This is a genomic window from Sphingobacterium sp. 18053, from assembly GCF_902706145.1.
In the GTDB taxonomy this organism is placed as follows: domain Bacteria; phylum Bacteroidota; class Bacteroidia; order Sphingobacteriales; family Sphingobacteriaceae; genus Sphingobacterium; species Sphingobacterium paramultivorum.
Genome location: NZ_CACSJW010000006.1, coordinates 127,920 through 152,374 on the forward strand (window position 1 = coordinate 127,920; position 24,455 = coordinate 152,374).

At 38.7% G+C, this 24,455-nt stretch carries 26 protein-coding genes; 16 read left to right on the top strand and 10 right to left on the bottom strand.

The genetic code is table 11. The features are described 5' to 3' along the window. Positions 1-33: 33 nt before the first annotated feature. The 7 genes from GVK91_RS15680 to GVK91_RS15710 all read right to left on the bottom strand — a co-directional run bounded on the left by GVK91_RS15680 (position 34) and on the right by GVK91_RS15710 (position 5,821). Positions 34-441, bottom strand: coding sequence for a hypothetical protein (locus GVK91_RS15680; RefSeq protein WP_153845284.1), 408 nt, complete (start codon positions 439-441; stop codon positions 34-36). Positions 442-505: 64 nt separating this feature from the next. Beyond that, positions 506-889, bottom strand: a complete 384-nt coding sequence (locus GVK91_RS15685; protein WP_159729987.1) for a hypothetical protein — start codon at positions 887-889, stop codon at positions 506-508. 304 nt (positions 890-1,193) lie between these two features. Next, positions 1,194-1,562, bottom strand: coding sequence for a hypothetical protein (locus GVK91_RS15690; RefSeq protein ID WP_145328250.1), 369 nt, complete (start codon positions 1,560-1,562; stop codon positions 1,194-1,196). Positions 1,563-1,713: 151 nt separating this feature from the next. Next, positions 1,714-2,763 carry a tetraacyldisaccharide 4'-kinase gene (gene lpxK, locus GVK91_RS15695; RefSeq protein ID WP_153845286.1) on the bottom strand — a complete coding sequence of 350 codons (1,050 nt, stop codon included), beginning with the start codon at positions 2,761-2,763 and terminating at the stop codon, positions 1,714-1,716. Further along, the gene (locus tag GVK91_RS15700) at positions 2,760-3,230 is read right to left on the bottom strand and encodes a gliding motility lipoprotein GldH (protein WP_153845287.1); all 471 of its coding nucleotides are present in this window, start codon (positions 3,228-3,230) and stop codon (positions 2,760-2,762) included. Before GVK91_RS15700 ends, lpxK begins: the two co-directional genes overlap by 4 nt. Positions 3,231-3,283: 53 nt before the next feature. Further along, positions 3,284-4,669 (bottom strand): regulatory iron-sulfur-containing complex subunit RicT, encoded by a 1,386-nt coding sequence (locus tag GVK91_RS15705; protein WP_200845643.1) that lies wholly within the window; start codon positions 4,667-4,669, stop codon positions 3,284-3,286. 6 nt (positions 4,670-4,675) lie between these two features. Next, positions 4,676-5,821: an ATP-binding protein gene (locus GVK91_RS15710; RefSeq protein WP_153845288.1), complete on the bottom strand. Its 1,146-nt coding sequence runs from the start codon at positions 5,819-5,821 to the stop codon at positions 4,676-4,678. Between the two features lie 209 nt (positions 5,822-6,030). On the opposite strand from GVK91_RS15710, the gene dnaN reads away from it, so the two are divergent. From dnaN to GVK91_RS15760, 10 genes are all read left to right on the top strand, one after another. Further along, the gene (dnaN, locus tag GVK91_RS15715) at positions 6,031-7,152 is read left to right on the top strand and encodes a DNA polymerase III subunit beta (RefSeq protein WP_088159749.1); all 1,122 of its coding nucleotides are present in this window, start codon (positions 6,031-6,033) and stop codon (positions 7,150-7,152) included. Positions 7,153-7,165: 13 nt separating this feature from the next. After that, positions 7,166-7,828 carry a DedA family protein gene (locus tag GVK91_RS15720; RefSeq protein ID WP_159729989.1) on the top strand — a complete coding sequence of 221 codons (663 nt, stop codon included), beginning with the start codon at positions 7,166-7,168 and terminating at the stop codon, positions 7,826-7,828. Positions 7,829-7,855: 27 nt separating this feature from the next. Then, complete coding sequence (locus GVK91_RS15725; RefSeq protein WP_159729991.1) at positions 7,856-8,503, top strand: DedA family protein; 648 nt, start codon at positions 7,856-7,858, stop codon at positions 8,501-8,503. Between the two features lie 172 nt (positions 8,504-8,675). Continuing rightward, a complete protein-coding gene (locus GVK91_RS15730; RefSeq protein ID WP_159729993.1) occupies positions 8,676-9,248 on the top strand; it encodes a CAP domain-containing protein in 573 nt (190 codons plus the stop codon). An 84-nt stretch (positions 9,249-9,332) separates the two neighbouring features. After that, positions 9,333-10,208, top strand: a complete 876-nt coding sequence (locus GVK91_RS15735) for a YicC/YloC family endoribonuclease (protein ID WP_083663423.1) — start codon at positions 9,333-9,335, stop codon at positions 10,206-10,208. A gap of 2 nt (positions 10,209-10,210) precedes the next feature. After that, the gene (gmk, locus tag GVK91_RS15740; RefSeq protein WP_075990439.1) at positions 10,211-10,780 is read left to right on the top strand and encodes a guanylate kinase; all 570 of its coding nucleotides are present in this window, start codon (positions 10,211-10,213) and stop codon (positions 10,778-10,780) included. Between the two features lie 4 nt (positions 10,781-10,784). Then, positions 10,785-11,360 (top strand): nicotinate (nicotinamide) nucleotide adenylyltransferase, encoded by a 576-nt coding sequence (nadD, locus tag GVK91_RS15745; protein WP_075990440.1) that lies wholly within the window; start codon positions 10,785-10,787, stop codon positions 11,358-11,360. 222 nt (positions 11,361-11,582) lie between these two features. Further along, on the top strand, positions 11,583-12,338 hold the full coding sequence (locus GVK91_RS15750; RefSeq protein ID WP_153845293.1) for a hypothetical protein: 756 nt from the start codon (positions 11,583-11,585) through the stop codon (positions 12,336-12,338). Next, on the top strand, positions 12,319-13,101 hold the full coding sequence (locus GVK91_RS15755) for a hypothetical protein (RefSeq protein ID WP_159729995.1): 783 nt from the start codon (positions 12,319-12,321) through the stop codon (positions 13,099-13,101). The genes GVK91_RS15750 and GVK91_RS15755 overlap by 20 nt, the downstream gene beginning before the upstream one ends. After that, positions 13,098-13,937, top strand: coding sequence for an SUMF1/EgtB/PvdO family nonheme iron enzyme (locus GVK91_RS15760; protein ID WP_159730004.1), 840 nt, complete (start codon positions 13,098-13,100; stop codon positions 13,935-13,937). Before GVK91_RS15755 ends, GVK91_RS15760 begins: the two co-directional genes overlap by 4 nt. 26 nt (positions 13,938-13,963) lie before the next feature. Here the strand turns inward: GVK91_RS15760 and GVK91_RS15765 are convergent, their stop codons facing one another. The 3 genes from GVK91_RS15765 to kduI are packed head-to-tail and all read right to left on the bottom strand — an operon-like array spanning position 13,964 to position 16,702. Beyond that, positions 13,964-14,728, bottom strand: coding sequence for an SDR family oxidoreductase (locus GVK91_RS15765; protein ID WP_182333283.1), 765 nt, complete (start codon positions 14,726-14,728; stop codon positions 13,964-13,966). 5 nt (positions 14,729-14,733) lie between these two features. Then, on the bottom strand, positions 14,734-15,855 hold the full coding sequence (locus GVK91_RS15770; RefSeq protein WP_159730008.1) for a DUF4861 family protein: 1,122 nt from the start codon (positions 15,853-15,855) through the stop codon (positions 14,734-14,736). A gap of 1 nt (position 15,856) precedes the next feature. Continuing rightward, positions 15,857-16,702 (bottom strand): 5-dehydro-4-deoxy-D-glucuronate isomerase, encoded by an 846-nt coding sequence (kduI, locus tag GVK91_RS15775; RefSeq protein ID WP_159730010.1) that lies wholly within the window; start codon positions 16,700-16,702, stop codon positions 15,857-15,859. 553 nt (positions 16,703-17,255) lie between these two features. Here kduI and surE point away from each other — a divergent pair. From surE to GVK91_RS15805, 6 genes are all read left to right on the top strand, one after another. Beyond that, entirely contained in the window at positions 17,256-18,056 is an 801-nt protein-coding gene (surE, locus tag GVK91_RS15780; RefSeq protein ID WP_075990445.1) for a 5'/3'-nucleotidase SurE, read from the top strand. Further along, a complete protein-coding gene (locus GVK91_RS15785; protein ID WP_153845299.1) occupies positions 18,046-18,306 on the top strand; it encodes a hypothetical protein in 261 nt (86 codons plus the stop codon). Before surE ends, GVK91_RS15785 begins: the two co-directional genes overlap by 11 nt. A 48-nt stretch (positions 18,307-18,354) precedes the next feature. Further along, the gene (locus GVK91_RS15790) at positions 18,355-19,224 is read left to right on the top strand and encodes a menaquinone biosynthesis family protein (protein ID WP_159730012.1); all 870 of its coding nucleotides are present in this window, start codon (positions 18,355-18,357) and stop codon (positions 19,222-19,224) included. Positions 19,225-19,482: 258 nt separating this feature from the next. Further along, the gene (gene secA, locus GVK91_RS15795; RefSeq protein WP_153845301.1) at positions 19,483-22,770 is read left to right on the top strand and encodes a preprotein translocase subunit SecA; all 3,288 of its coding nucleotides are present in this window, start codon (positions 19,483-19,485) and stop codon (positions 22,768-22,770) included. 20 nt (positions 22,771-22,790) lie between these two features. Continuing rightward, on the top strand, positions 22,791-23,249 hold the full coding sequence (locus GVK91_RS15800; protein WP_153845302.1) for an SPOR domain-containing protein: 459 nt from the start codon (positions 22,791-22,793) through the stop codon (positions 23,247-23,249). 13 nt (positions 23,250-23,262) lie between these two features. Continuing rightward, positions 23,263-24,453: a M20 family metallopeptidase gene (locus tag GVK91_RS15805; RefSeq protein ID WP_153845303.1), complete on the top strand. Its 1,191-nt coding sequence runs from the start codon at positions 23,263-23,265 to the stop codon at positions 24,451-24,453. The last annotated feature ends 2 nt before the right edge of the window (positions 24,454-24,455 follow it).

The following is a 24,455-nucleotide window of genomic DNA, read 5'->3' on the forward strand; positions in this document are numbered from 1 at the left end:
ATGTCCAGAGGCTTTTCATTCGTTCTCGAATGATTATTGTTGTTGATTGCTCTGTCCGTTACCGGATTCTTTTTGTTCTGTTGTTTCTTGCGTTGCCGGAATATTTACTGGAGGTCGCTCAGTAACATATTTCTGATAAGCAACTTTTTGTTCATCTGTTAGCAACTGAGCTATTTTAGTATCTGATTCACCCTGTATTTTGGCTATATTCTCCTTTTTGACGTCAACCTTAGTCGTGGAATCCTGAATGACAGCCGCTATAGCCTTTTCTTGATCCAATACGATTGTTGATACCGCAGTTTTCTGCTCGTCATTTAATGTCAGCTTTGTGACTAATTCAGTCACTACCTTTGTTGCATTTTCTTCCGGTGTTGTTTGTTGTGCAAATGTTAGGCCCATCGCTAGGAAGAAACCTATGCCTGCTAAAAATAACTTTTTCATGATGTTCAATTTTAGATGAAATTATTCAATGTTTTTCTGCTACCTAATTTTACGTTGTTGTCGATTATTGACCAGATTCAGTTTTCGTAGGCTCAGCTGCGCTCGGCACAGCTTTAGCTGGTCTTTCAGTTATGACTTTTTGATAAAGGGATTTCTGATCTTCGGTAAGTAATTGACTGACTTTGGTATCCACTTCAGTCTGTAGCTTATTAAGTGCTTCGCTTTTCATTTGAGCAGAAGACCCACTATCTTTTACTATTGTCTGTTCTGCTTTTACCTGATCCAATAGAATGGTTGATACCGCAGTTTTTTGCTCATCATTCAGATGCAGTTTCTGTACAAGTTCAGTCGTTGCTTTAGCAGCTGCATCCTCGGGACTACCCTGTTGTGCAAACGTCAGGCTGAGAGCCAAGCAAAATCCTATTCCTGTTAAAATTAGCTTTTTCATATCTATTGTATTTAAAAAGTTACAATTAAACGATCTTACTATAAAAACTCGGAAAGGGATGTTTATATTGTATCAACTATGTTACTTTAACAAAGTTTTAACATTAACTGGTTGTAATTCATAGAAATATGTATTTTGATATATGGTGTGAAATACAAAAATTGATGATATCGGCGTTATTGCTATATTAACAGTATCGATAAAGTTAGACGAGCTTAATTGTGATGACAGCATCAGAATAGAACTGAACGTAAAATGAAAAAGGCCTTGTTTTTTTACAAGGCCTTTTCTAAGATAGCTTTATTTAATTGTCGGAACGTTTAGACATTCTTTCTTTCATTTTTTCTTGCTGTTCGTCAAATAGCTTAGCTTGGTCAGGAGTAAGCCATGATTTGATTTTGGTTGTTTGTATTTCCTGAAGCTGTTTAAATTTTTCCATACTCGCTTTTCGATCTCCACCATCATTTCTAAGTGCAGCCCGTTGTTGAGCCTGACTTAATGTAAGGTTATAGATCGAATCTTTTTGCGTTTGATTGAGGCTTAATAATTTGTCTAAATGCTCTACGCGCATTTTAGCTTGTTCTTCAGGACTACGTTGCTGACGTTGTTGGGCAAAAACTCCTGTAGCACTTAAAAATAGACAAGCTACTGCCATTAAAATTTTCTTTTTCATCTTTGTATAGTTTATATCATGAGTGCCGAATATCGGGTGTACACTCAATTTGTTCATTATAGACAGAGCGAAAACTTTTGAGATTCTCTGTTTACATATAGAATATAAATTTGATGAAAAAGTTTAGTATAGCATCTGATATTAACAAAATTTAAGGTTGATTAACACTTTGATCCACTGCATCATATAGCCTTTTATGGAATATTTCCTGTTGGATGGGGTCGTGAAATTGAAGACCAATTGGCAGATAAGCCAAATCAATTGCAGTAAATTGCTGTTTAAAAGGTTTTAATCGCTGAAAGTCCTTTTCTGTTGTCAATACTATTTTGTTGCTACTCGCCAGATTGTAGTAAGATTTTGCAATTTGATTGATATCCGATTCAGTAAAAGAATGATGATCTTCAAAGGAAATGTGTTGGATTGAATTGGCTTTGTTTTGGAGATAATCCACTAAGGGCTTAGGTTTAGCAATACCCGTAACCAAAATAATGTCTTTGCCTTTGATATCGATTATACTTCCTTTACTATTGATGGGTTCAAGATAGTCGATATAGCTAAAAACAATTAAAGCTTCTTTGTTATAATACCTGATTTTGTTTTCTATCCGTTTTTTTTCTTTGGTAGAAAGATCAATAGGACATTTCGTAATTGCTATGATCTGTGCGCGTTTGGCCTCTATAAGGAGATCCCTAAAGTTTCCTGTAGGAAAAACAAACATTGGACTAGCAAATGATAGAAAATCAAACAATAGAATATTGAAAAGCGGCGATAATTTCCGATGTTGATAGGCATCATCCAAAATAATCAGTTGATGATCTGATTGAAGTTTTTCTACTCCCGTACAGCGATCTTCACAAACCGCAACAGTGATAGCCGGAAATTTATTTTTGAACTGTAAGGGCTCGTCACCGACGTCCATAGCCGATGAATCCGTCTGTACCAGATAAAACCCTTTGGAGCTACGTCCGTATCCTCGACTGAGTATTGCCGTTTTAAAATGACCTTTAAGGCTAGAGACCACAAGTTCAGTCATTGGACTTTTTCCTGTTCCACCTACGGCAAGATTTCCTATGACAACAGTTGGAATGTCGAAAGACCGCGAGTGAAGCAGCTTAAGATCATATAATCTATTTCTTATCCACACTACAAGGGCATAGATGATGGTAAAAGGAAATAATAGATATCGTAATAAGCGTATCATTTTGGAACAACGGTTAACCCTACGTCTGTGATTTCTTTCAACGGATTTTCTTTCATGTTCTGTTCGATGGAAATCGTATAAATTCCTGTATCCGGAAATAGGTAATCTTTATGGATGATGGATTGATTGTTATACAAGCTACCGGAGGATTTTCCTATCCATTTTCCATCCGATCTGGCCATTTTTATTTCTTTACGAAAAGTATATTGCTTTTTACCTGGGCCTCGTTGGTAAATAAGTACAAAAAGATTGGAAAAAGCATATTCCGGTGTATGACGGACATCCATCAATACATCATATCGTTTGGTCTTGTCGCCGATATGAAATTGAAAACTAGGCGGTGATGTATTCAGCCAAGCTTTATTATCAATGGGTTTATTTTCATTTATGACAAAAGTTTGGTCACAAGAACACCCTATGCCAATACATAACAAACCAATAAGGAAAGGAGAGCTTTTGAGTTTCATGTTTATTTATAAAAAGAATATGCCTAATGGGTTAAAATTAGGCATATTTTTTTTTATTCTGCTTTCGGTGCAGCATTGTTGTTATTACCTTTGTTTTTATTCCGATGGCGATTGAAACGCTTTTTGGGCCTGTTATTAGATCCTTCTTTATTCTCTTTATTCTCTTTATTCGCGCTTGGAGCTCCAGCATCGGTCGAAATCTGAGGTTTAGTACTTTGTCTAGGTGTACTTTGTTCGGACTTCTCAGTTTTTTGTCCAGCCTTACTTTCAGGTTTGACAGTACTGCTTTTGGATTTTCTTTTTTTCTTTCTTTTATTCCGATCATCAAGTCGAGTTAAGCTATCCTGTCCGACTACATTTTCGTAATCGTAATTGATATTTTTCTCTTCTCTGACTTCATCGTTATCTACTGCACTCGAAATTGCTTCCGGTTTGATCCCCTGCTTATTCATTTCGACAAACTCTTTAACTTGTTGAACGGGAATGGCGATCCAATTTTCGGCTCCAGGAAAAGAGAACCACATCATTTTCTTGAAAATATCGGTCTTTTGAAGATAAGCAACTCCTTTTAGCGTTTCGATGCGGTCGATATTATTCGGGATGTCTTTTAAAGCATCCATGTAACTATCCAATTCATAATTGAGACAGCATTTTAATTTTCCGCATTGTCCCGCTAACTTTAACGTATTCAAAGAAAGATTTTGATAACGTGCTGCCGATGTAGAAACCGTTTTGAAATCCGTTAACCAGGTTGAACAGCAAAGTTCGCGACCACAGGAGCCGATTCCACCGAGGCGGCTAGCTTCTTGTCGCATACCTATCTGGCGCATTTCAATGCGTATTCTGAAAGCTTCAGCCATTTTTTTGATAAGCTCACGGAAATCCACGCGGCCCTCAGCAGTGTAGTAGAAGGTAGCCTTGGTTTTATCACCCTGGTAGTCAACATCAGAAATCTTCATGGACAAACCCAGGTCCAAAGCCAGTTTACGTGCTTTGTGCATAGTTTCCCATTCGAGATCTTTTGCTGCGTTATACTTCTCTGCATCCATTTCATTGGGCTTCCGATAGATTTTTTTAGTTACCATTTCTGGGGTAACATTGTTCTTTTTTAATTGTAGTCTGACCAATTCACCTGTTAAGGAGACATGCCCGACATCATAGCCACCAGTAGAAGGTTCTACAACGACCATCTCCCCCATTTCAAGGTAGGTATTGTCTACATTAATAAAGAAATCTTTTCGTGATCCCTTAAATCGTACTTCGACGATATTAAATGGTTTATAGTTTGAAGGCATATCCATATCGGAAAGCCAGTCATATACATCTAATTTATTACATCCGCTAGTCATGCAAGAGCCATTATTCTGACATCCTGCCGGTGTACCATTTGCCGTGGTAGTACCGCAACCTCCGCCGGATGAGCAACTGCCACATCCCATAGTTTTCTATATTATATATTGAGTTCCTTTCGGAAACGTTTTGTACTTGTATATTAATGTTAACTGCAAAGATAAATCTAAAAATAATATTTTGGGATTTGCATTTCTTTCTACAAAATAATGTGTTTCCTCAAATAGATTTATTGTTGCTTCAATTTGTTCAACGGTATAGTGTACAGCAAATTTTTGAACAAAATCCAATTCTTTGGCCGGTAAGAATACTAAGCTGGAAAGCCCTTCTTTGATTAATATAATTTGACGCATCATATTAATTGCATAAAAAAGAAAGCTTTTTTGGTTTTCTCGCCCCATTTTTGAGAGTTCTTCTTCCACTAAAGAGATCATATTGGTTCCCGCATCTGAAACAATGAAACGTAACCAATTGACTAAAATGCCAAAATGATTATTTGTTTGCGACTGGATTTGATTCATTGCTTCTTGTAGGTTTCCATCCGCAATAAAAGCAATTTCAGCTGATTCTTGATCCGAAAGATGATGTACGCTTTTTAGATGTTGTGCGATCTCTGTGTGGTCCAACTTCTTTATTTTGACCAATTGCGTACGTGATATGATTGTATTTAATATTTTGTCCTGATTTTCTGCAACCAGAATAAAGAGCGTTTTTTCGGGTGGTTCTTCGATTAACTTTAACAGCGCATTGCCTTGTGTGTCCAGGTATTCGGGAAGCCACATAATTAAAACCTTATATTCAGCTTCAAAGGACTTTAGGCTTAATTTTTTGATGATACCATGCGCCTCGGCAATATTGATATTGACTTGTTTGTTGTCCGCATCCAATTGATTGCGCCAATATTCCAATCCCATGTATGGATTGGATAAAAAAGATTTTCGCCAGCTGTCCGCATAATCGGTTGCCGTATCTTCCTTATGTTTGGCTATGAAAGGATAGGACATGTGGAGATCGGGATGGATCAGCTTATTATATTTTCGACAGGAGGGGCATTCGCCACAACTGTCGGCTGACTGTCGGTTTTCACAATTCAAAAACTGTGCATAAGCATAGGCTAATGCAAGGCTGCCGGAGCCCTCTGGACCAAGAAATAATTGCGCATGACTCACACGATTTTCATGAACCGTGCGAACTAAATGTTCCTTGATGTCTTTGTGCCCAATGATCTCTTTAAACTGCATACACTACTGCTATTATACAAATGTAATAAATATTGTGATTTATCGGGCCGAATTTGCTTTCTATACTTTTGGCGCTGTGCTTATTAATTGAAATACAATTGCTTATTTGAGCGATCAAAATCTCTTTATGTGGAAAGAAAGCGGCCTGTAAAACTGAAAAATATTGATTAATTTGTGTATTATTGCACATAATAATTAGTATTCAGGAAATGAGATTCATTGTATCAACATCAATTTTATTAAAGCAGTTACAAGCTATCAATGGCGCATCCAGTACAAGTACTGTTTTGCCTATCTTGGAAAACTTTCTTTTTGAAATAAAAGACAATAACTTGACTATTTCTGCTACGGATCTGCAAACAAGTATGGTTACTTCTTTACAGATCGAAGCAAAAGAAGAGGGAAGAGTAGCCATGCCTTCGAAGATTTTGATCGAGACGTTAAAAACCTTACCAGATCAGCCAGTAGCATTTTCAGTAGATATGAATACCTTGGCTATTGAGATCAGTGCAGGTGATGGAAAATATAAGTTGAGTGGAGAAAATGCCGACGATTTCCCTAAAATTCCTTCAATCGATAACGGGTCAGTTATTCAGATGCCAGCTCCTATTTTGTCAGAAGCGATCAGTAAAACGATCTTTGCTGTCAGTAACGACGAATTGAGACCTGCGATGTCTGGTGTTTTGGTGCAATTAGCTGAAAAGAATGTGACTTTTGTCTCTACTGATGCGCACAAGTTGGTGCGTTATTCGAGAACTGATATCGGTGCTGAGAAACCAGCATCCCTTATTTTGCCGAAAAAGGCACTTTCACTGCTCAAATCATCGCTACCATCCGATGATGTTACAGTATCGATAGAATATAATCAAACCAATGCGTTCTTTAGCTTTGGTAATATTAATTTGATCTGTCGCTTAATTGATGAACGTTACCCAGATTATGCTGCTGTAATCCCTCAGGTCAACCCGAACAAGTTGACCGTAGATCGATTATTGTTTTTAAATACCTTGAGACGGGTGGTGATTTTCGCTAATAAAACGACACATCAGGTTCGTCTGAAGATCTCAGGAAGTGAATTGCATATCTCTGCAGAAGATTTAGATTTCTCTAATGAAGCGCATGAACGCTTGTCCTGTCAATTTGAAGGGGATGATATGGAAATCGGTTTTAACGCCAAGTTCCTAGTGGAGATGTTAAATAACTTAGAGAGTGAAGAAGTTGTTTTGGAGATGAGTACGCCAAATCGTGCCGGTTTATTGATTCCGGCCGTATCTGAAGATCATGAAGATATTTTGATGTTGGTGATGCCTGTTATGTTAAACAACGCTTAATCTTCGTCAGGGTTTGGAACTAATTACGCATCTTATAGACTTTATTCTCCATATTGATAAACATTTGGTTGAAATAGTCAATGATTATCAGACTTGGACGTACCTTATTCTGTTTCTTATTATTTTTGTAGAAACAGGAGTGGTTGTGATGCCCTTTTTACCAGGAGATTCTTTATTGTTTGCAGCGGGCATGCTAGCCGCACAACCAAATGATCTTAACGTATGGTTGATGATTTTCATTTTATTGGTAGCCGCGGTTTCTGGGGATTCCTTAAACTATGCTATCGGTAAGCATTTTGGTATGCGCCTAACAAGATTTAAGCTCTTTGGTAAGCAGGTAGTCAAAGATGAGCAAATTGCCAAGACTCATTCGTTTTATGAGAAATATGGCAGTAAAACAATCGTTATCGCTCGATTTGTACCAATCGTACGTACCTTGGCACCTTTCGTTGGAGGTATTGGAAGGATGAATTATGGTACTTTCATTACCTATAATGTCGTGGGTGCTGTCTTTTGGGTTGGTGGTATAACCCTCGCGGGATATTTTTTAGGAAATATTCCTATTATAAGAGATAACTTCTCGAAGGTCGTATTGATTATTATTTTTATATCCATATTACCAATAATCTTCGAGCTTATAAAAGAAAAGATAAAAACTAAAAAGGGGGTCCAATAAGATTCCCTTTTTTTATAGATCAAAAAAATGGAAATCATTTTACAGCTTATTGATTTTATATTGCATATCGATCAGCATCTTTTGCAACTGATCAATAGTTATGAAAATTGGACCTATCTGATTTTGTTTTTAATCATCTTTGCGGAAACAGGATTTGTTGTTACACCATTCCTTCCTGGTGACTCAGTTTTATTTGCCTTGGGGGCAATAATTGCCCGCCCAGATTGTCAGCTCTCCTTACCAATATTTATAGTCATTCTTATTTTTGCCGCTATCTCCGGAGATTTTGTGAATTATGAAATTGGCAAATATGTTGGAATCCGTATTTTTAAGCCAGGATCAAGAATATTTAAGCCAACTTATCTGCAAAAAACACAAGATTTCTATGCTAAACATGGAACAAAGACTATTGTTTATGCCCGATTTGTACCGATTGTAAGGACTTTTGCACCATTTGTAGCAGGTATTGGCAAAATGCCCTATGTGGTCTTCGGAAAATATAATATACTAGGGGGGATATTATGGGTTTCATTATTTGTTATGGCTGGCTATTATTTTGGACAGCTGCCATTTTTTAAGCATAATTTTTCCCTTGTTATTTTGGCGGTTATCTTTATTAGCTTAATACCCATGCTTATACAGTTTTTGTCTGCGAAAAAAACAAAAAAAGATTAAACGTTACATACTAAATACGGTCTTTTAAGGTTAAAGGATTGATACGAAATATCCCTATTGAGAAAGTACAGATACTGTGCGCAAAATGTAGTTTGTACGCGATAAAATTAAGTTAAGCGGACAAGATCGTCTGGATATTTCGTAAGGTCATTGAAGAAGAGATTATTTACGTATGAACTATTTGGTTTTAGCATTTACCCTGCTTTTTACACAGTCTATTTTTGCACAACGTGTGGTTGTCGATCATAATCAAGCCATCGAGGCCTATGAGCTATTGAACAAAATTCGTACAAATCCCGAAAAGTATAAGAAGGAGCTGAAGCTTTTTAATTTGCAGAAGATTAAACGAACCAAACTCAATTGGAATAAGCAGTTGGCCGAGGTTGCGGTTTATCGAGCAAAAGATATGGCTAAACGTTCTTATTTTGACCATGTCTCACCTGAGGGGTATGGACCTAATTATTTCATTGACGAAGCAGGATATCAGCTTAATCCGGCATGGCTGTCAAAACGAAACACCAACAATTTTGAGTCCATTGCCGCCAACCGAGCCAGTGCTACCGCTGGCATTAAGGCCTTAATTATTGGAAAGGAAGCTCCGGGTTATCATCATCGTACCCATTTATTGGGCATGGATCAGTGGAACGCTTCGCTATATGATATTGGGATTGGTTATGTTGAATGCAAAGGTGCCAAACCTTATGAAAGTTACTTAGTTGTTATCATTGCCAAACACGATTGGTAAATAAAAAGAAAGGTAATTTGGCGAGTATCAGCAATTAATCAATACAGTGTATTTAATTTTTCCTGAAAAGTCATACCTTTGCATATGATAAAATCCATGACAGGATATGGCACAGCTTCCGCTGATAACGGTAAAGTTAAATATAGTGTCGAAATAAAGTCCTTAAATTCAAAATTCCTTGAATTAAATCTTCGTTTGCCCAAAGTTGTTTCGGACAAAGAATTGACCCTGCGTACTGAAAGTAGCAAACTTATTGAACGTGGTAAAGTTAACATGAATGTAACGGTTGAATACACGGATCAAACTGCGAAGGCGTCTTCCATTAATGCTGATTTACTCAAAAAATATTATAGTCAATTGCAGCAGATCGCTGTAGAGCTCAACGATACGAATGTCAACCTGTTTGAACTCGCATTAAATATGCCTGAGGTAATCACGAACAATGATGATTCGGTTGATGACGAGGAGTCTAAAGTATTGATGGATGCTTTTTATGATGCCGTCAAACGTTTTAATACATTTCGTGAAGATGAGGGAAATGTACTTGCTGGAGACTTAAAGAAGCGGGCTGAGCTTATTTTAGTTTACCTTGCTGAGGTAGAGGCTTTGGAAGTAGAACGTATACCTTTGATCAGACAGCGTATCGAGCAATTTTTGAATGATACGGTTGGTAAAGAAAATGTCGATCAAAATCGATTTGAGCAGGAACTGGTTTATTACATCGACAAATTGGATGTGACTGAGGAGAAAGTGAGATTGCGCGCCCATTGCAACTACTTTTTAAAAGCATTTGATTCAGCCGATTCAAATGGTAAAAAATTAGGTTTTATTTCACAAGAAATGGGTAGAGAAATCAATACCCTTGGTTCTAAAGCCAATCATGCCGGAATCCAACAGATTGTGGTTAGAATGAAAGAAGAATTAGAAAAAATAAAAGAGCAATTGCTCAACGTATTATAAGGATGAGCGGTAAATTAATTATATTCTCGGCTCCATCAGGAGCGGGTAAAACAACAATAGTAAGAGATCTTTTAAGTAAACATGGCGATAAAATAGAGTTTTCCATTTCTGCGAGTACCCGTGACCCCAGAGGACAGGAAGTAGACGGAAAAGATTATTATTTTATGTCAAAGGAGGAGTTCCTACATAAGGTCGCCAAACAGGAGTTTATCGAATTTGAAGAAGTATATTCAGGGACTTTCTATGGTACTTTGCGTTCAGAAATTGAACGTATTTGGAAAGAAGGTAAACATGTTATATTTGATATCGATGTTGTTGGTGGATTACGTTTGAAATCAAAATTCCCAGAACAGGCAATTTCTATTTTCGTACAACCACCATCATTGGAGGTGCTTAAGGAGCGTTTGACAGGACGTGGAACGGATTCAGAAGAAAAATTGAAAGAACGTTTTGCCAAGGCTGAACTGGAACTTACCTATGCTAATAAATTTGATGTCATATTGAATAACTTTGATTTAGCTACTGCATGTGCCGAAGCTGAAGAAATTGTTATGGGATTTATCAATAAATAAGTCCATGCGAAAAATTGGTTTGTATTTTGGTTCTTTTAATCCGGTGCACATAGGGCATCTGATCATCGCTAATTATATGGCCAGTTTTACTGAATTGGATGAAGTTTGGTTTGTGGTCTCTCCTCAAAATCCATTTAAGAAGAAATCTACATTGGCAGATCCCTACGATCGTCTGGAGATGTTAAATCTGGCTTTGGAGGGTGCTGAACACCTGCGGGTAACAGATATTGAATTCCATTTACCAATACCGTCATATACGATAGATACGCTCACCCATTTAAAAGCAAAATATCCCAATCGTGAATTTGTGCTGCTCATGGGAGAAGATAGTTTGGAATCTTTGGAAAAATGGAAAAATGCGGATATTATCTTACGCGACTACCAGATTTATGTCTATCCACGTCCTGGATATGATGGTGGAAAGCTTAAGGATCATCCTTCAATCACCATCACAGCTACACCATTGATGGAATTGTCTTCTACCTTTTTGCGAAAGGCAATCAAGGAAAATAAAAATATTCAATTTTTTGTACCGCAAAAGGTGATAGAGTTTATCGATAAGAAAGGTTTATATTCTTGATATAGGCAAAAGTAAAAGAAATATAGCGTCCCCGGGTTTTATTAAATCCGGGGATTTTTGTTAGGAGCAGATGGTATTCATTGCAAAGAGGAATCATTGTATTTAGGAATCATTGCAATTAGGAAAAGGCAGATCAGGGCGAAAGGGAGCCCTATAAAATAAAGAGGAATAATTTTTGTAGCAGTAATTTCTTTATTTTTAAAAGATATTAAATCATACGATATGAAAAGGGGACTTTTATTTTTTATTTCTTTCCTGTGTTGGGTGGGTGTTTTTGCACAAACGAATCCAGAGGATGACGAGAGTCTTTTTATGGATCCTGCTGCTATCGAAATGCGGAACAAAATGACCATTCCGCCCTATGGATTGGACAAAGTAAAAGCGTTAATCGCAAAAATAATCCCCGAAGAAGATAAAGAAACTACCGATGCTGGAACAAATGCAATTTCGGCTACTGATTTTAAAAAGCTATCCCTGCGCGAAAAGTTTACTTATACCATGATTCACGCAGAACTATATGCACAGAATTGCGCTATACCTGAATACCAAACGCAGATCGACAAAAAAATCTTTGGTACATTATTGGACGGTTTTAATGAATCGTCCTGGTCACAAAGGCAGACTGATTTTTTGCAGGAGAATAGGGATTCAGTAATCAAACTTATTCAGGAATCTGTTATCCGAAGCAAACGGATGGGTGTAAATTATAAGCATGCCCTAGTGGAGCTAAACGGTTGGCAAATGATTCCTTTTATTATTGAGTATGCCAAGAAGACATCGAAAGACAAAGATGCCCTGACCTTACTTATGTTGCTGATGAAACGTGGTGAATATAGTGAATTTATAAAGTCTACGTCTTTTAAAAAGTTATATGGAGAAAATAGCAATTATTACTCCTATCTAAATTACAATAAAGAAAATGAGGCACTGATCTTTAGTCGAGCGCTGAAATATTACGATGAGAAAAAAAGCAAGTAGTGCAGTTGGATTTTTAGTATTCCTGTATTTGGGATTAGTGGGGACCGTCGTTAGTGCACAGGAAAATACGGATGTTGCATGGGGGGATCCTCGGCCTCAGGATTCTTCTTATTATGCCTTCCGTGAAAAAAATAGTATTCCCCCTTTTAGTACAAAAAAGATTCAATTTTTAATCGATAAACGTTTAAAGACCCTTCCTGACGAAGCATTGACGGATTATGATGCTGGAATACCTGCTCGTGATTTTAATACTTTGACTGCTGAGGAAAAATTCACGTATACGATGATTTATCCAGAAATATTTAGTCAGGCCTGTGCGGAACGGATGTTTGTAAATGACCCCCAGAAAAAGATATTCGGTCAGTTGCTTTTTGTTTACAACGGTGTCTTTTGGAGTGAACGGCAAATCTCCTATATGAAAAAAAATAAGGCTCAGGTTTTGACTTTCATCCGGGAGCTATCTGGCAAAACGAATGAAATGGGCCTAAATTATAAGTCGGCGATTTTGGAGATGAACGCTTGGGAAAGTATCCCTTTTCTAATTGATTTTTACCAGAATAACCGGCGGGACAAAGACATATTGACAACACTTTTGTTGCTTTTAAAAAAGGGAGAATTATCCGATTTTAAACAGTCGAAAATATATCACAAACTCTACGGTCCGGATACAAACTATGAGAGCTGGATGGATTTTTCCGAGGCAAATGAACAGTATATTATTGAAACAGCACAAGCATATTATAACAAACGGCAAGGAGAATGAGAAGGTTACTCTATTTGATAGGATTGATTGTTTTGCATCTCCAATGTGAAGCCCAAGCTGGAAACTTTATCCAGATTCCGGCCGGAGACTATCATTTGGGTGATACAGGTAGTCTAGACAATCCAAAAAGAGTTGTGCAAATTGAATCGTTTTGGATCGCTAAGTTTGAGCTGACGAATGCTGAATTTGAGAAATTCGTTCAAGCAACAGGTTATAAAACATTAGCAGAACGCTATCACAACGCCATGGTCTTTGAACCTGGCTTGGCGGAGTTTCGTTGGCTACAGGATAGTACAGCCTATTGGCGCTTTCCGAATGGTGTAAGTCGTGGCGGCATTGAGGCCAAGATGGATCACCCTGTTACCTGCATTTCCTATAAGGATGTGCTGGCATATTGTACATGGGCAAACTGTAGATTACCCTCTTTTGACGAATGGGAGGTGGCGGCAAGAGCGGGTAGCGAAGGCTATTATTTTGAAGGTTTCAGTAAAGAGAATATGGGTGAATATGCAAATGTATGGCATGGAAGAGATCATTTGAAAGCGGATTATTCAGATGGTTATCTGTATACTTCTCCTGTCGGAAAATTCAAACCCAATCCATGGGGGCTCTATGACATCTTTGGAAATGTCTTTGAATTTTGTACCGGAAAGCTTGAAAGAGATGGTGATCGCTCTATTGCCCATGCCCGAGGAGGCTCCTGGTGGTGTAGTAAAAATAGCTGTGCTGCTTTTAATACAGTATATATAGGTTCAGTTAGTCCCAATGCATCTTTTAGTAATCTGGGATTTAGAATTGTAAAAAAAGTCTTTACCCCTTCGGATAAAGACTTTTAAAACAAACTCATCTTAGAGGTTGATTGTTATCTTCCCATCCAGCCACCATCCACGGTAAGGATAGTTCCATGTACATAATCAGAAGCTTTTGAAGCGAGGAATACCGCTGGCCCCTTAAAGTCTTCTGGAGTTCCCCAGCGACCTGCAGGTATACGGTCCAAAATGGACTTAGAGCGTTCAGGGTCGTCCCTAAGTGCCTCGGTATTATCCGTGGCGATATATCCTGGAGCAAATCCGTTTACGTTGACACCTTTGGAAGCCCACTCATTCGCAAAAGCCTTTACCATAGATCCTACAGCTCCTTTTGAAGCGGCATATCCCGGAACATTGATACCACCTTGGAAAGTTAATAAAGATGCTGTAAATACGATCTTTCCAGTTCCACGTGAAATCATGTCCTTTCCGATTTCACGAGTCAATATAAATTGCGCATTTTGATTGATCTCGATAATTTCATCCCAATATTCATCCGGATGCTCGGCAGCAGGTTTACGAAGTATATTTCCGGCATTGTTAAACAGGATGTCAATCGTCGGGTGCGCTGATTTTACTTTTTCGATAAATTTGTAAAGTTCTGTCCGTTTAGAGAAATCACACTGATAGGCATAGAAATTTTTGCCTAATGCTTTAACGGATTTTTCTACTGCAGAGCCTTCAGGTTCCAATGACGCTGAAACGCCGATAATATCTGCTCCGGCTTCAGCCAATGCTTCGGCAATTGCCTTGCCAATTCCTCTTTTGCAGCCTGTTACCAAGGCTACTTTCCCACTTAAGTCAAAAGATTGCAGTATGGACATTATTTTGAATATTTTATTGTTAACGGTTGATCTAAATTATTTTTAAATGTTTTTACATAAGACTGCCATTGCTCAAAACTACCTATTTTACCCGCTTTATTGAACGCAGCACCCGAAAAATAAACTAATGGTTTATCATTTTTGACGGTGGTTGCCAATAAAAATTGTTTTGGACTATCTTTGAATATATATTTTACTTTCGGTAGAATAACCGCAGTTCCAGTGATTTTATCTCCTTCTGCAGGTTCCCAATACGCTAAAATACCATTCTTTACATCATTTAGAATTTGAGGTTTTTCCTCTTTTCTTTTAGCGATCCCCACAACAATTGGCGTAGAGGCAGAGGTTGCGTTTTTGATGGAATAGCTTATTTTGTTCAATTGACTCCCAGCATCTAGGGAAACGGTCTTTTCAACCTGTAGCTGCTGACCTTTTACATTCTCCGGTTCATAGATAAGTTTGAATGTGGAGCGCAACGGACCGTTGTCCAATACCTCGTATTGGCGATAATGCTTATGGTAAACAACCTGTTCGTCAATAAATGGAGTTGCATCGCCAACGCCCAAGGTTTGTCCAACGGAATAATAATCTAAGCCTTTGCCATGATCGGCATGATAATCCCCGGTTTTATACCATTCGTCAACAACAAGGTCATTGCTACGTTTTGCCCAGAAGTCAAAGCCCTGTGCATCTTCTGAGCTGCCTTCTAAAGCCTTTCCATAGGCTCTAAAAGCCGCAATATCGTTTTCCCATGCAAAGTCATCTTTGCGTTCAGGGACGTACCTTGCATAGGTCTTGGAAGCAATAGCTGTGGGTTTATTCCCATTTACCCCGAAGGTTGTTGAACTTTTAGGAGCAACGGTTATTTGGATTAAAATATTTTGTGCCGTCGGTTTTCCTAGTTTTTCAAGTTGATAGGCCAGTTCCTTTTTATCCTTATCCACAATCGTAAATACACTGTTTTTTAACTCGAAGTGTTTCTCGAATGTTGTATAAGGAATACTGATCAACTCTGTTCTTGCGCTAGCGGAAGAGTTGTTTACAGTAATGGTTTTGTTGTTCTGCGCAAAAGCAAGTGTTGAAAGTCCTAGCGCTAAACTCAATACGAGTGTTTTTTTCATATTACTTCAATTCTGTGATGGCACATTTGTCCATATCATCATAATCTAAATTTTCACCCGCCATCCCCCATATAAAGGTATAATTGGAAGTTCCAGCTCCGGAGTGAATTGACCATGGTGGAGAAATTACAGCCTGATCGTTATGCATCCAAATATGGCGGGTCTCATCGATGGGTCCCATAAAATGTGATACTGCCTGTCCCTCTGGTAATTCAAAATAGAAATAGACTTCCATACGACGATCGTGGGTATGGGATGGCATTGTATTCCATACAGACCCCGGTTTTAATTCGGTCATTCCCATCTGTAATTGGCAGGTTTGTACCACTTTGTTCAATAACATCTGGTTGATCGTACGGTGGTTAGCTGTTTCCAATGAACCCAATTCTATTTTATTTGCATCTTCTTTCGTTACCTTTTTAGTTGGGTAGCTGCAATGTGCAGGTGTAGAGTTTAAATAGAATTTTGCGGGGTGTGTGGCGTCCTTGCTTGAAAAATAAACCTCTTGAGCACCCTGTCCGATATAAAGGGCTTCTTTGGTATTGAGATCATATGTAATGCCGTCAACTTCAACTTGACCGTTCCCACCGACATTGATAATACCCAACTCTCTTCTAGAAAGGAAGTAAGGTTCTTTTAATAACGCGGGAATGGTATCTAATTTGATTTTTGAGCTTACAGGCATTGCTCCACCAGCCATATAGCGATCATAGTGGGTATAGACAAAGTTAATTTTGTCTGCTTCAAAAACTGTTTCAATTAGAAAATTCTCCCTTAACCCTTGTGTATCTAAAGTTTTGTATTCCTTTGGCCCTATTGCATAACGGGATTCAAAATTAATGCTCATAACTGAATTATTATCTTTGTTTGTCTGTTTGAATGCTAAATTTAGGGCTAATATTTGTCAATAACGACACAATCTTACGCAAACGATGTCGTAGTGATCGGTGGTAAATCATACCCCCTACCAAATTATACCTAATAATAATATTTAACCAATGTTTAGACAGTGATTAATCAGTGTTTATTCAGTCGTTACTGAGCAAGCACTGAACAATCACTGAACGAGCACTGAACGAGCACTGAACAAGCACTGTTAAAACGTATAGTTTGGTTACCATCTCATCTTCGTTTGTTGCACCTAAACTCATCGCTCCTTTGCAGCTTCCCTGTATTCGTTTGAACCCCTGTTTCCACAGTCGCTTATGCTGTTTGCCATGTCCTAATGAGCAACCTTTACAGATAATAATTGCCTGTTGTGTCAATATTATTTACATCTCGGTTTCAGATTTACTAACTTCGTATATGGTTAAAAAGAAATACCCGGTTCTAAAAGCACAAACAGGGATAGAAATAGCTGGGTATGCTATAAAGGCTTTTAAAAAAGAAATTATTTACATATGAAACCCAATATTTTAGTTGTTAATGACGACGGTATCACAGCGCCGGGGATTAAGGTGTTGTTAGAGGAGATGCAGAAAATAGGAAATGTTGTTGTCGTTGCTCCTGATTCGGCGCAATCTGGAATGGGGCATGCCATTACACTTGGTAGACCGCTACGTTTGGATAAAATCAATTTATATGAAGGGGTTGAAATGTATCAGTGTTCAGGAACACCGGTAGATTGTGTGAAACTTGCGGTGAATAAAGTTTTCAAAGGGCAAAAGCCAGATATATGCGTCTCGGGAATCAATCATGGGCTCAACAATTCAATCAATGTTTTGTATTCCGGTACGATGTCCGCTGCGGTAGAAGGGGCTATTGAAGGGATTCCTTCTGTTGGTTTTTCGCTCGATAACTTTTCCCATGATGCGGATTTTAGCTATTGCAGACCTTACGTGATTTCTATTGCCGAGCAGGTGCTGGCGAATGGTCTTCCTAAAAATACATTGCTGAATGTTAATTTTCCGCAAACAGCAGGTTTTAAAGGTATTAAAATTTGTAGACAGGCTGGAGGACATTGGGTAGAAGAATTTGATGAACGCATTGATCCACACAATCGCGATTATTATTGGACAACGGGTAAATTTGTCTTGCAGGACAGGGGGGAAGATACCGATAGTTTTGCATTGGCCAATGGTTATGTATCTGTCGTTCCGACACAGTTCGATATGACGGCACATCACGCTATCCCAGAATTGAATTCATGGAGCTTTGATCATCTGGGAAATACAAGGGGAGACGATAAACGTGAAAAATAATCTCTGGATAGGATTGGGTATCGGTACTGTATCTCCAGTATTGGCTCATATTTTAGTACGTTTTACGGATCTTGAACTTCATTTTTTACCCGAGAAACCCATGGCTATCTATACCATAGCCATATTGGTTAATTTAGTGCTTTTACGTTTTGCGTATCGATCGGGGAATGATCATCTCGGAAAAGGAATTATTGCAAGTACTTTTTTGGCAATGATACTTTACCTGATAACGCATAGAATTACGATTTGATTAAAATTCATAAATCCCATCTGACCGATGGGAAAAATTTTGTACAACATGAAATTAACATTAGGATTTTCTCCATGTCCAAACGATACATTTATTTTTGATGCATTGATTCATCATAAGATAGATACCAAAGGACTGGATTTTGAGGTGGAATATCAAGATGTGGAGACCTTGAACTTGAAAGCTTTTCAAGGCGATCTTGACATCACCAAGCTGAGCTATCATGCCTTTGCCTACGCGGTTGAAGATTATGAACTGCTCGATGCAGGTAGTGCTTTAGGATTTGGTGTAGGGCCTATGCTGATTACGAAGGATCCGAAATTAGCGAAATTACTTCAGCAAAAATTAGAAAGAGCTGAGAGCCTGGAGGGATTCGATCAATTGAAAGTCGGTTATCCAGGAAAATATACAACCGCTAACTTTTTATTAAGCTTGGCATTCCCCGAATTAAAAAATAAAGTAGAACTTGTTTTTTCGGATATTGAGGGAGCCTTACTTGATGGATCCATTGATTTGGGATTGATTATTCATGAAAATAGGTTCACCTATGCCGAAAAAGGACTGCATAAAGTCGTGGATCTGGGCGAGTACTGGGAGAAGACGACAAAATTTCCGATTCCTCTTGGAGGAATTGTCGTAAAACGTAGTTTGCCAAAAGAAGTGAAGGAAACATTGAATACAATTTTAAAGGAAAGTGTAGAATTCGCATTTGCCAATCCGAAATCTGGACTTGAATTTATTCGTGCGCATGCACAGGAAATGAGTGAAGAGGTGATGTACAAGCATATTGAACTTTATGTCAATAAATATTCAGTAGAATTGGGGCTTGAAGGACGTGATGCGATTACGAGAATGTTTGAAAAGGCTCAGGAAATGGGATTCATTCCGCAATCAGACCAAAAGTTGTTTTTATCATAATCAGCTGACGGTTTAGAGGCTATATATTACCCAGAAAAACTTCACGTAAAGGTAGCATAAAAGGGGATAAATATATATAGGATTCTTACTGGCTGAAAGGAACTGACATTTTCAATAAAAATAACGTAAAAAAAATGGATGTAAGCTGTTAGATATCATATCTAATAACTAAATTTGCCCGATTAGTGTCAAATTGTCTGCAATTTTACTTTGGAGTCATTATTGTACAAAATCTTAAGTTGAGATAGAAAAAAAATTATGTTAAAGTTTTTAAGTAAATTATTTGGAAGTAAATCCGAGAGAGATATCAAGGGAATTCAGCCTGTGGTAGACCAAATCAAAGCTGAATATGAGAAGCTTTCAAATCTAACCAATGACGAGTTACGTGCCAAGACCGTTGATTTCAAAGAAAGAATTAAAAATTACCTAGCAGATATTGACCAAGAAATTGATGCGCTTAAAAAAGAAGCGGATCAAGACGAGGACGATATGGCAAAGAAAACTTCTATTTACGAGCAAGTGGACAAATTGTCCAAAGACCGTGACAAGAAGTTGGAAGAGGTATTGAAGGATATTTTGCCTGAGGCATTTGCCGTGGTAAAAGAAACTTCAAGACGTTTGACAGAAAACGAAGAATTAGAAGTTACTGCTAGCGATTTTGACAGAGAATTGGCTGTTTACAAATCAAACGTTATCATCAATGGTGATAAAGCGATTTGGAAAAACAAATGGATGGCTGCAGGTACTGAGGTCACTTGGAACATGGTACACTATGACGTCCAGTTAATCGGTGGTATTGTCTTGCATAGTGGTAAAATTGCCGAGATGGCAACAGGTGAGGGTAAAACGTTGGTAGGAACATTACCGACCTATCTAAATGCTCTTTCTGGTCAAGGAGTACACATCGTAACGGTGAATGATTACCTTGCTCGTCGTGACTCGGAGTGGAATGCACCGTTATTTGAGTTCCATGGGCTATCTGTTGACTGTATCGATAAACATCAACCAAATTCCCCACAACGTCGTAAAGCTTATCAATCGGATATCGTATATGGTACGAATAATGAGTTTGGCTTCGATTATCTACGTGATAATATGGTTCAGACTCCGGACGCATTGGTGCAAGGAAAATTACACTTTGCCATGGTCGATGAGGTTGACTCTGTATTGATCGATGATGCACGTACACCATTAATTATCTCAGGTCCGATTCCTCGTGGCGATCAACACGAATTCTACCAATTAAAACCGCGTATCGAACGTTTGGTGCACGTACAGAAAGCTTACATCAATACAGTCTTGAATGATGCTAAAAAAGCGTTGGCGGCAGGAGATTCTGATGTTGAAGGCGGAGGTTTGGCATTATTAAGAGCTTATAGAGGTTTACCTAAAAATAAGGCATTAATCAAGTTCTTAAGCGAAGGTGCTAATCGTTCTATCTTACAAAAAGTAGAAAACTACTATATGCAAGAGCAAAATAAAAATATGCCTAAAGTAGATGCAGAACTTTATTTTGTGATTGATGAAAAGAATAATCAAGTAGAATTGACAGAAAAAGGTATTGAGTTGATTACAGCAACAGGTGAGGATCCTTCATTCTTTATTTTACCTGATGTTGGTACTGAGATCGCTGAAATTGAAAAGTCTTCTTTGACTTTGGAAGAAAAGGCCGCTCAGAAGGAAGATATGTTACGCGATTATTCAATTAAAGCAGAACGTATTCACTCGATTAACCAGCTTTTAAAAGCATATACCTTGTTTGAAAATGATGTTGAATATATCGTTGATGAAGGTAAAGTGAAAATTGTTGATGAGCAAACAGGTCGTATCATGGACGGCCGTCGTTACTCAGATGGTTTGCACCAGGCGATCGAAGCAAAGGAGAATGTGAAAGTAGAAGATGCAACACAAACTTACGCAACGATTACACTGCAAAATTACTTCCGTATGTACCACAAGCTTTCGGGTATGACAGGTACAGCGTCTACAGAGGCCGGTGAGCTTTGGGAAATTTACAAACTTGATGTGGTCGAAATTCCGACTAATCGTGTTGCACAACGCGATGACCGTCAAGATCTGATTTATCGTACGGCACGTGAAAAATACAATGCAGTAGCTGAAGAAATTCAACGATTGACAGATGCGGGACGTCCAGTATTGGTCGGTACGACATCGGTTGAAATTTCGGAGTTATTGAGCCGTATGCTTCAATTACGTAAGATCAAACATAACGTATTAAATGCGAAGTTACACCAAAAAGAAGCTGATATCGTAGCTGAAGCTGGACGTCCAGGACAAGTAACAATCGCGACGAACATGGCTGGTCGTGGTACGGATATTAAATTGACCGAAGAAGTTAAAAATGCTGGTGGTCTTGCAATTATCGGTACCGAAAGACACGAATCTCGTCGTGTTGACCGTCAGTTACGTGGTCGTGCAGGTCGTCAGGGAGACCCAGGTTCTTCGCAATTCTTCGTTTCTTTGGAAGATAACTTGATGCGTTTATTTGCTTCGGAGAGAATCTCTAACATCATGGTGAAAATGGGTGTTGAAGAAGGCGAAGTGATGCAACATAGTATGTTGACTAAATCCATCGAACGTGCACAACGTAAAGTGGAGGAGAATAACTTTGGTATTCGTAAACGTCTATTGGAATACGATGATGTCATGAATTCACAACGTACTGTAATCTATTCGAAGCGTAAAAACGCTTTGTTTGGAGAACGTTTGGATGTGGATTTGAACAACATGATTTTTGATGTAGCCGAAGAAATTGTCGTTGAAGCAAAAGAGCAAGGTAACTATGAAGATTTCCAAATCGAAGTAATCCGTATTTTTGCGATTACACCAGAAATTACAGCAGAAGAGTTTGCACAGGGTAAAATTGAAGGCTTGACCGATCGTCTATTTGAGCATGCAATTAATGCTTACCACCATAAAATTGAAGCCGTTGGCGCTTTGACAGTTCCTGTATTGAATAATGTGTATGCGGAAAGAGGTCAAATCGTCGAAAATGTCGTTATTCCATTTACGGATGGTATCCGTGGCATTCAGGTTTCGGCGAATTTGAAAAAAGCAATCGAAAGTAACGGTAAAGAAGTTTTCAAATCTTTTGAAAAAGGAATCGTATTAGCATTAATCGACGAGGCTTGGAAAGAGCACTTGCGTGAAATGGATGATTTGAAACAATCCGTTCAAAATGCTGTTTATGAACAAAAGGATCCGATTATCATTTATAAAATGGAGGCCTTTGATTTGTTTAAATCGATGTTGGCTTCCATGAATAAAGACGTCATTAGCTTTATTTTCAAAGGAGAGATTCCAGGTCAAGAACCGACTTCTATGCAAGCTAGACAAGTACAGCAGGCTCCAGTGAAAACTGTTGAAAGTAAAGCTGAATTGGCTTCGCCTACAGGTGTGAGTGAGGAAGATGTGAATGAGGGTGCAAAAGAACCTGTTCGTAACGAGAATACTGTGGGACGCAATGACGAATGTCCTTGTGGTTCAGGAAAAAAATATAAAAATTGCCACGGCGCAAATAACTAATCGATAAGAAAGGTTAAACTATGCTGAAGAGAGGATTGATTTTCATACATGCACTTGTGTTGTTTGCGCTAGTTCAGGTGAACGCACAAGAAAAAGGTGGAGTAATTGTAACCAAAGATTCATTGATTACACAGCTTCAAAATTTCAGGGCAGCTATGGGGATCAATCCTGTCGAAAGCAAAACGACAGTAGTCCCTTCCAAACCCATCGTCCGCTCAGCGGCAACACGGGTCAAAGTAAGGGGATTCCGCGTACAGATCTTCGCTGGATCTAACCGGAATCAGGCATTTTCGGAGCAGACACGTTTCCGAAGCATGTATAAAGATATTGATACCTATATCACCTATGATGAACCTAATTATCGTGTTAAGGTAGGAGATTTTAGAAGTCGCTCTGAGGCAAATGCCTTCATGCGCGAGTTACGTCAATATTTTAGCAACGTCTTTGTTTTTTCAGAGAACGTTTTTGTATATCAATAAATCAATCAACCTTATGGCAAGTACGAAAGAAAAAGTCCTGGCCTTAGCTCATCAATATTTTGAAGATACGGTTTCCAATCGTAGACATCTTCATCAGAATCCTGAACTTTCCTTCGAAGAATACAATACCTCGGCATTTGTAAAAGCGCAATTGGATGAATTGGGAATTCCTTATGAGGCTAAAGCTGATACGGGCATTGTCGCTTTAATCAAAGGTGACCTACCATCAGATGAAGTTATTGCGTTACGGGCAGATATGGATGCTTTACCAATTCAGGAAGTGGAGGGCCGTTCATATGGGTCCAAGAACCCAGGAGTGATGCATGCCTGTGGCCATGATGTACATACCTCTTCTCTTTTGGGGACAGCTAAAATATTAAATAGCCTGAAAGCCGAATTTGGAGGAACGATCAAATTGATCTTCCAGCCTGGCGAGGAGCGCTTGCCGGGAGGAGCTTCCCTAATGATCAAAGAGGGCGCTTTGCAGAATCCTGCCCCTTCGGCTATAATAGGACAGCATGTGATGCCCTTTATTGAGGTAGGCAAGGTTGGTTTCCGTGAGGGAAAATATATGGCTTCCTGCGATGAACTGTTTATGACAGTCAAAGGCAGGGGCGGGCATGGTGCACATCCGCATCAAAACATTGATCCAATTGTTATTACAGCACAGATCATTACCGCTTTGCAACAGATCGCTAGTCGATTTGCAGATCCACGTACCCCAACGGTGTTATCTTTTGGAAAGATTATAGCCAATGGAGCGACAAATATTATTCCTGATCAGGTATATCTGGAAGGTACATTTCGCACATTTGACGAGGAGTGGCGTGCTGAGGCGCATGAAAGAATGGTGAAAATTGCTGTCGGCATTGCTGAAAGTATGGGGGCAATTTGTGAATTTGAGGTCCGTAAGGGATATCCTTTTTTAATAAACGAACCTCAATTGACTAAAAGTGCACGGACTTTTGCAGAAGAATATCTCGGTAAGGAAAATGTTGTAGACTTAGATCTATGGCCTGCCGCGGAGGATTTTTCCTATTATTCACAAGAAATTAATGCTTGTTTCTATCGTTTGGGTACAGGTAACGCAGCGCGTGGGATCTCTTCAGCTGTTCATACGCCGACCTTTGATGTGGACGAAAGCTCGTTGGAGATCAGTACGGGATTGATGGCATATATCACGTTACGTAGGCTCGGATATTAAAT

Excerpts from the sequence above, each read along its gene's own strand:
- GVK91_RS15680 (WP_153845284.1), bottom strand. The coding sequence starts at position 441 with ATGAAAAAGTTATTTTTAGCAGGCATAGGTTTCTTCCTAGCGATGGGC.
- GVK91_RS15685 (WP_159729987.1), bottom strand. The coding sequence starts at position 889 with ATGAAAAAGCTAATTTTAACAGGAATAGGATTTTGCTTGGCTCTCAGC.
- GVK91_RS15690 (WP_145328250.1), bottom strand. The coding sequence starts at position 1,562 with ATGAAAAAGAAAATTTTAATGGCAGTAGCTTGTCTATTTTTAAGTGCT.
- lpxK (WP_153845286.1), bottom strand. The coding sequence starts at position 2,763 with ATGATACGCTTATTACGATATCTATTATTTCCTTTTACCATCATCTAT.
- GVK91_RS15700 (WP_153845287.1), bottom strand. The coding sequence starts at position 3,230 with ATGAAACTCAAAAGCTCTCCTTTCCTTATTGGTTTGTTATGTATTGGC.
- GVK91_RS15705 (WP_200845643.1), bottom strand. The coding sequence starts at position 4,669 with ATGGGATGTGGCAGTTGCTCATCCGGCGGAGGTTGCGGTACTACCACG.
- GVK91_RS15710 (WP_153845288.1), bottom strand. The coding sequence starts at position 5,821 with ATGCAGTTTAAAGAGATCATTGGGCACAAAGACATCAAGGAACATTTA.
- dnaN (WP_088159749.1), top strand. The coding sequence starts at position 6,031 with ATGAGATTCATTGTATCAACATCAATTTTATTAAAGCAGTTACAAGCT.
- GVK91_RS15725 (WP_159729991.1), top strand. The coding sequence starts at position 7,856 with ATGGAAATCATTTTACAGCTTATTGATTTTATATTGCATATCGATCAG.
- GVK91_RS15730 (WP_159729993.1), top strand. The coding sequence starts at position 8,676 with ATGAACTATTTGGTTTTAGCATTTACCCTGCTTTTTACACAGTCTATT.
- GVK91_RS15735 (WP_083663423.1), top strand. The coding sequence starts at position 9,333 with ATGATAAAATCCATGACAGGATATGGCACAGCTTCCGCTGATAACGGT.
- gmk (WP_075990439.1), top strand. The coding sequence starts at position 10,211 with ATGAGCGGTAAATTAATTATATTCTCGGCTCCATCAGGAGCGGGTAAA.
- nadD (WP_075990440.1), top strand. The coding sequence starts at position 10,785 with ATGCGAAAAATTGGTTTGTATTTTGGTTCTTTTAATCCGGTGCACATA.
- GVK91_RS15750 (WP_153845293.1), top strand. The coding sequence starts at position 11,583 with ATGAAAAGGGGACTTTTATTTTTTATTTCTTTCCTGTGTTGGGTGGGT.
- GVK91_RS15755 (WP_159729995.1), top strand. The coding sequence starts at position 12,319 with ATGAGAAAAAAAGCAAGTAGTGCAGTTGGATTTTTAGTATTCCTGTAT.
- GVK91_RS15760 (WP_159730004.1), top strand. The coding sequence starts at position 13,098 with ATGAGAAGGTTACTCTATTTGATAGGATTGATTGTTTTGCATCTCCAA.
- GVK91_RS15770 (WP_159730008.1), bottom strand. The coding sequence starts at position 15,855 with ATGAAAAAAACACTCGTATTGAGTTTAGCGCTAGGACTTTCAACACTT.
- kduI (WP_159730010.1), bottom strand. The coding sequence starts at position 16,702 with ATGAGCATTAATTTTGAATCCCGTTATGCAATAGGGCCAAAGGAATAC.
- surE (WP_075990445.1), top strand. The coding sequence starts at position 17,256 with ATGAAACCCAATATTTTAGTTGTTAATGACGACGGTATCACAGCGCCG.
- GVK91_RS15790 (WP_159730012.1), top strand. The coding sequence starts at position 18,355 with ATGAAATTAACATTAGGATTTTCTCCATGTCCAAACGATACATTTATT.
- secA (WP_153845301.1), top strand. The coding sequence starts at position 19,483 with ATGTTAAAGTTTTTAAGTAAATTATTTGGAAGTAAATCCGAGAGAGAT.
- GVK91_RS15800 (WP_153845302.1), top strand. The coding sequence starts at position 22,791 with ATGCTGAAGAGAGGATTGATTTTCATACATGCACTTGTGTTGTTTGCG.
- GVK91_RS15805 (WP_153845303.1), top strand. The coding sequence starts at position 23,263 with ATGGCAAGTACGAAAGAAAAAGTCCTGGCCTTAGCTCATCAATATTTT.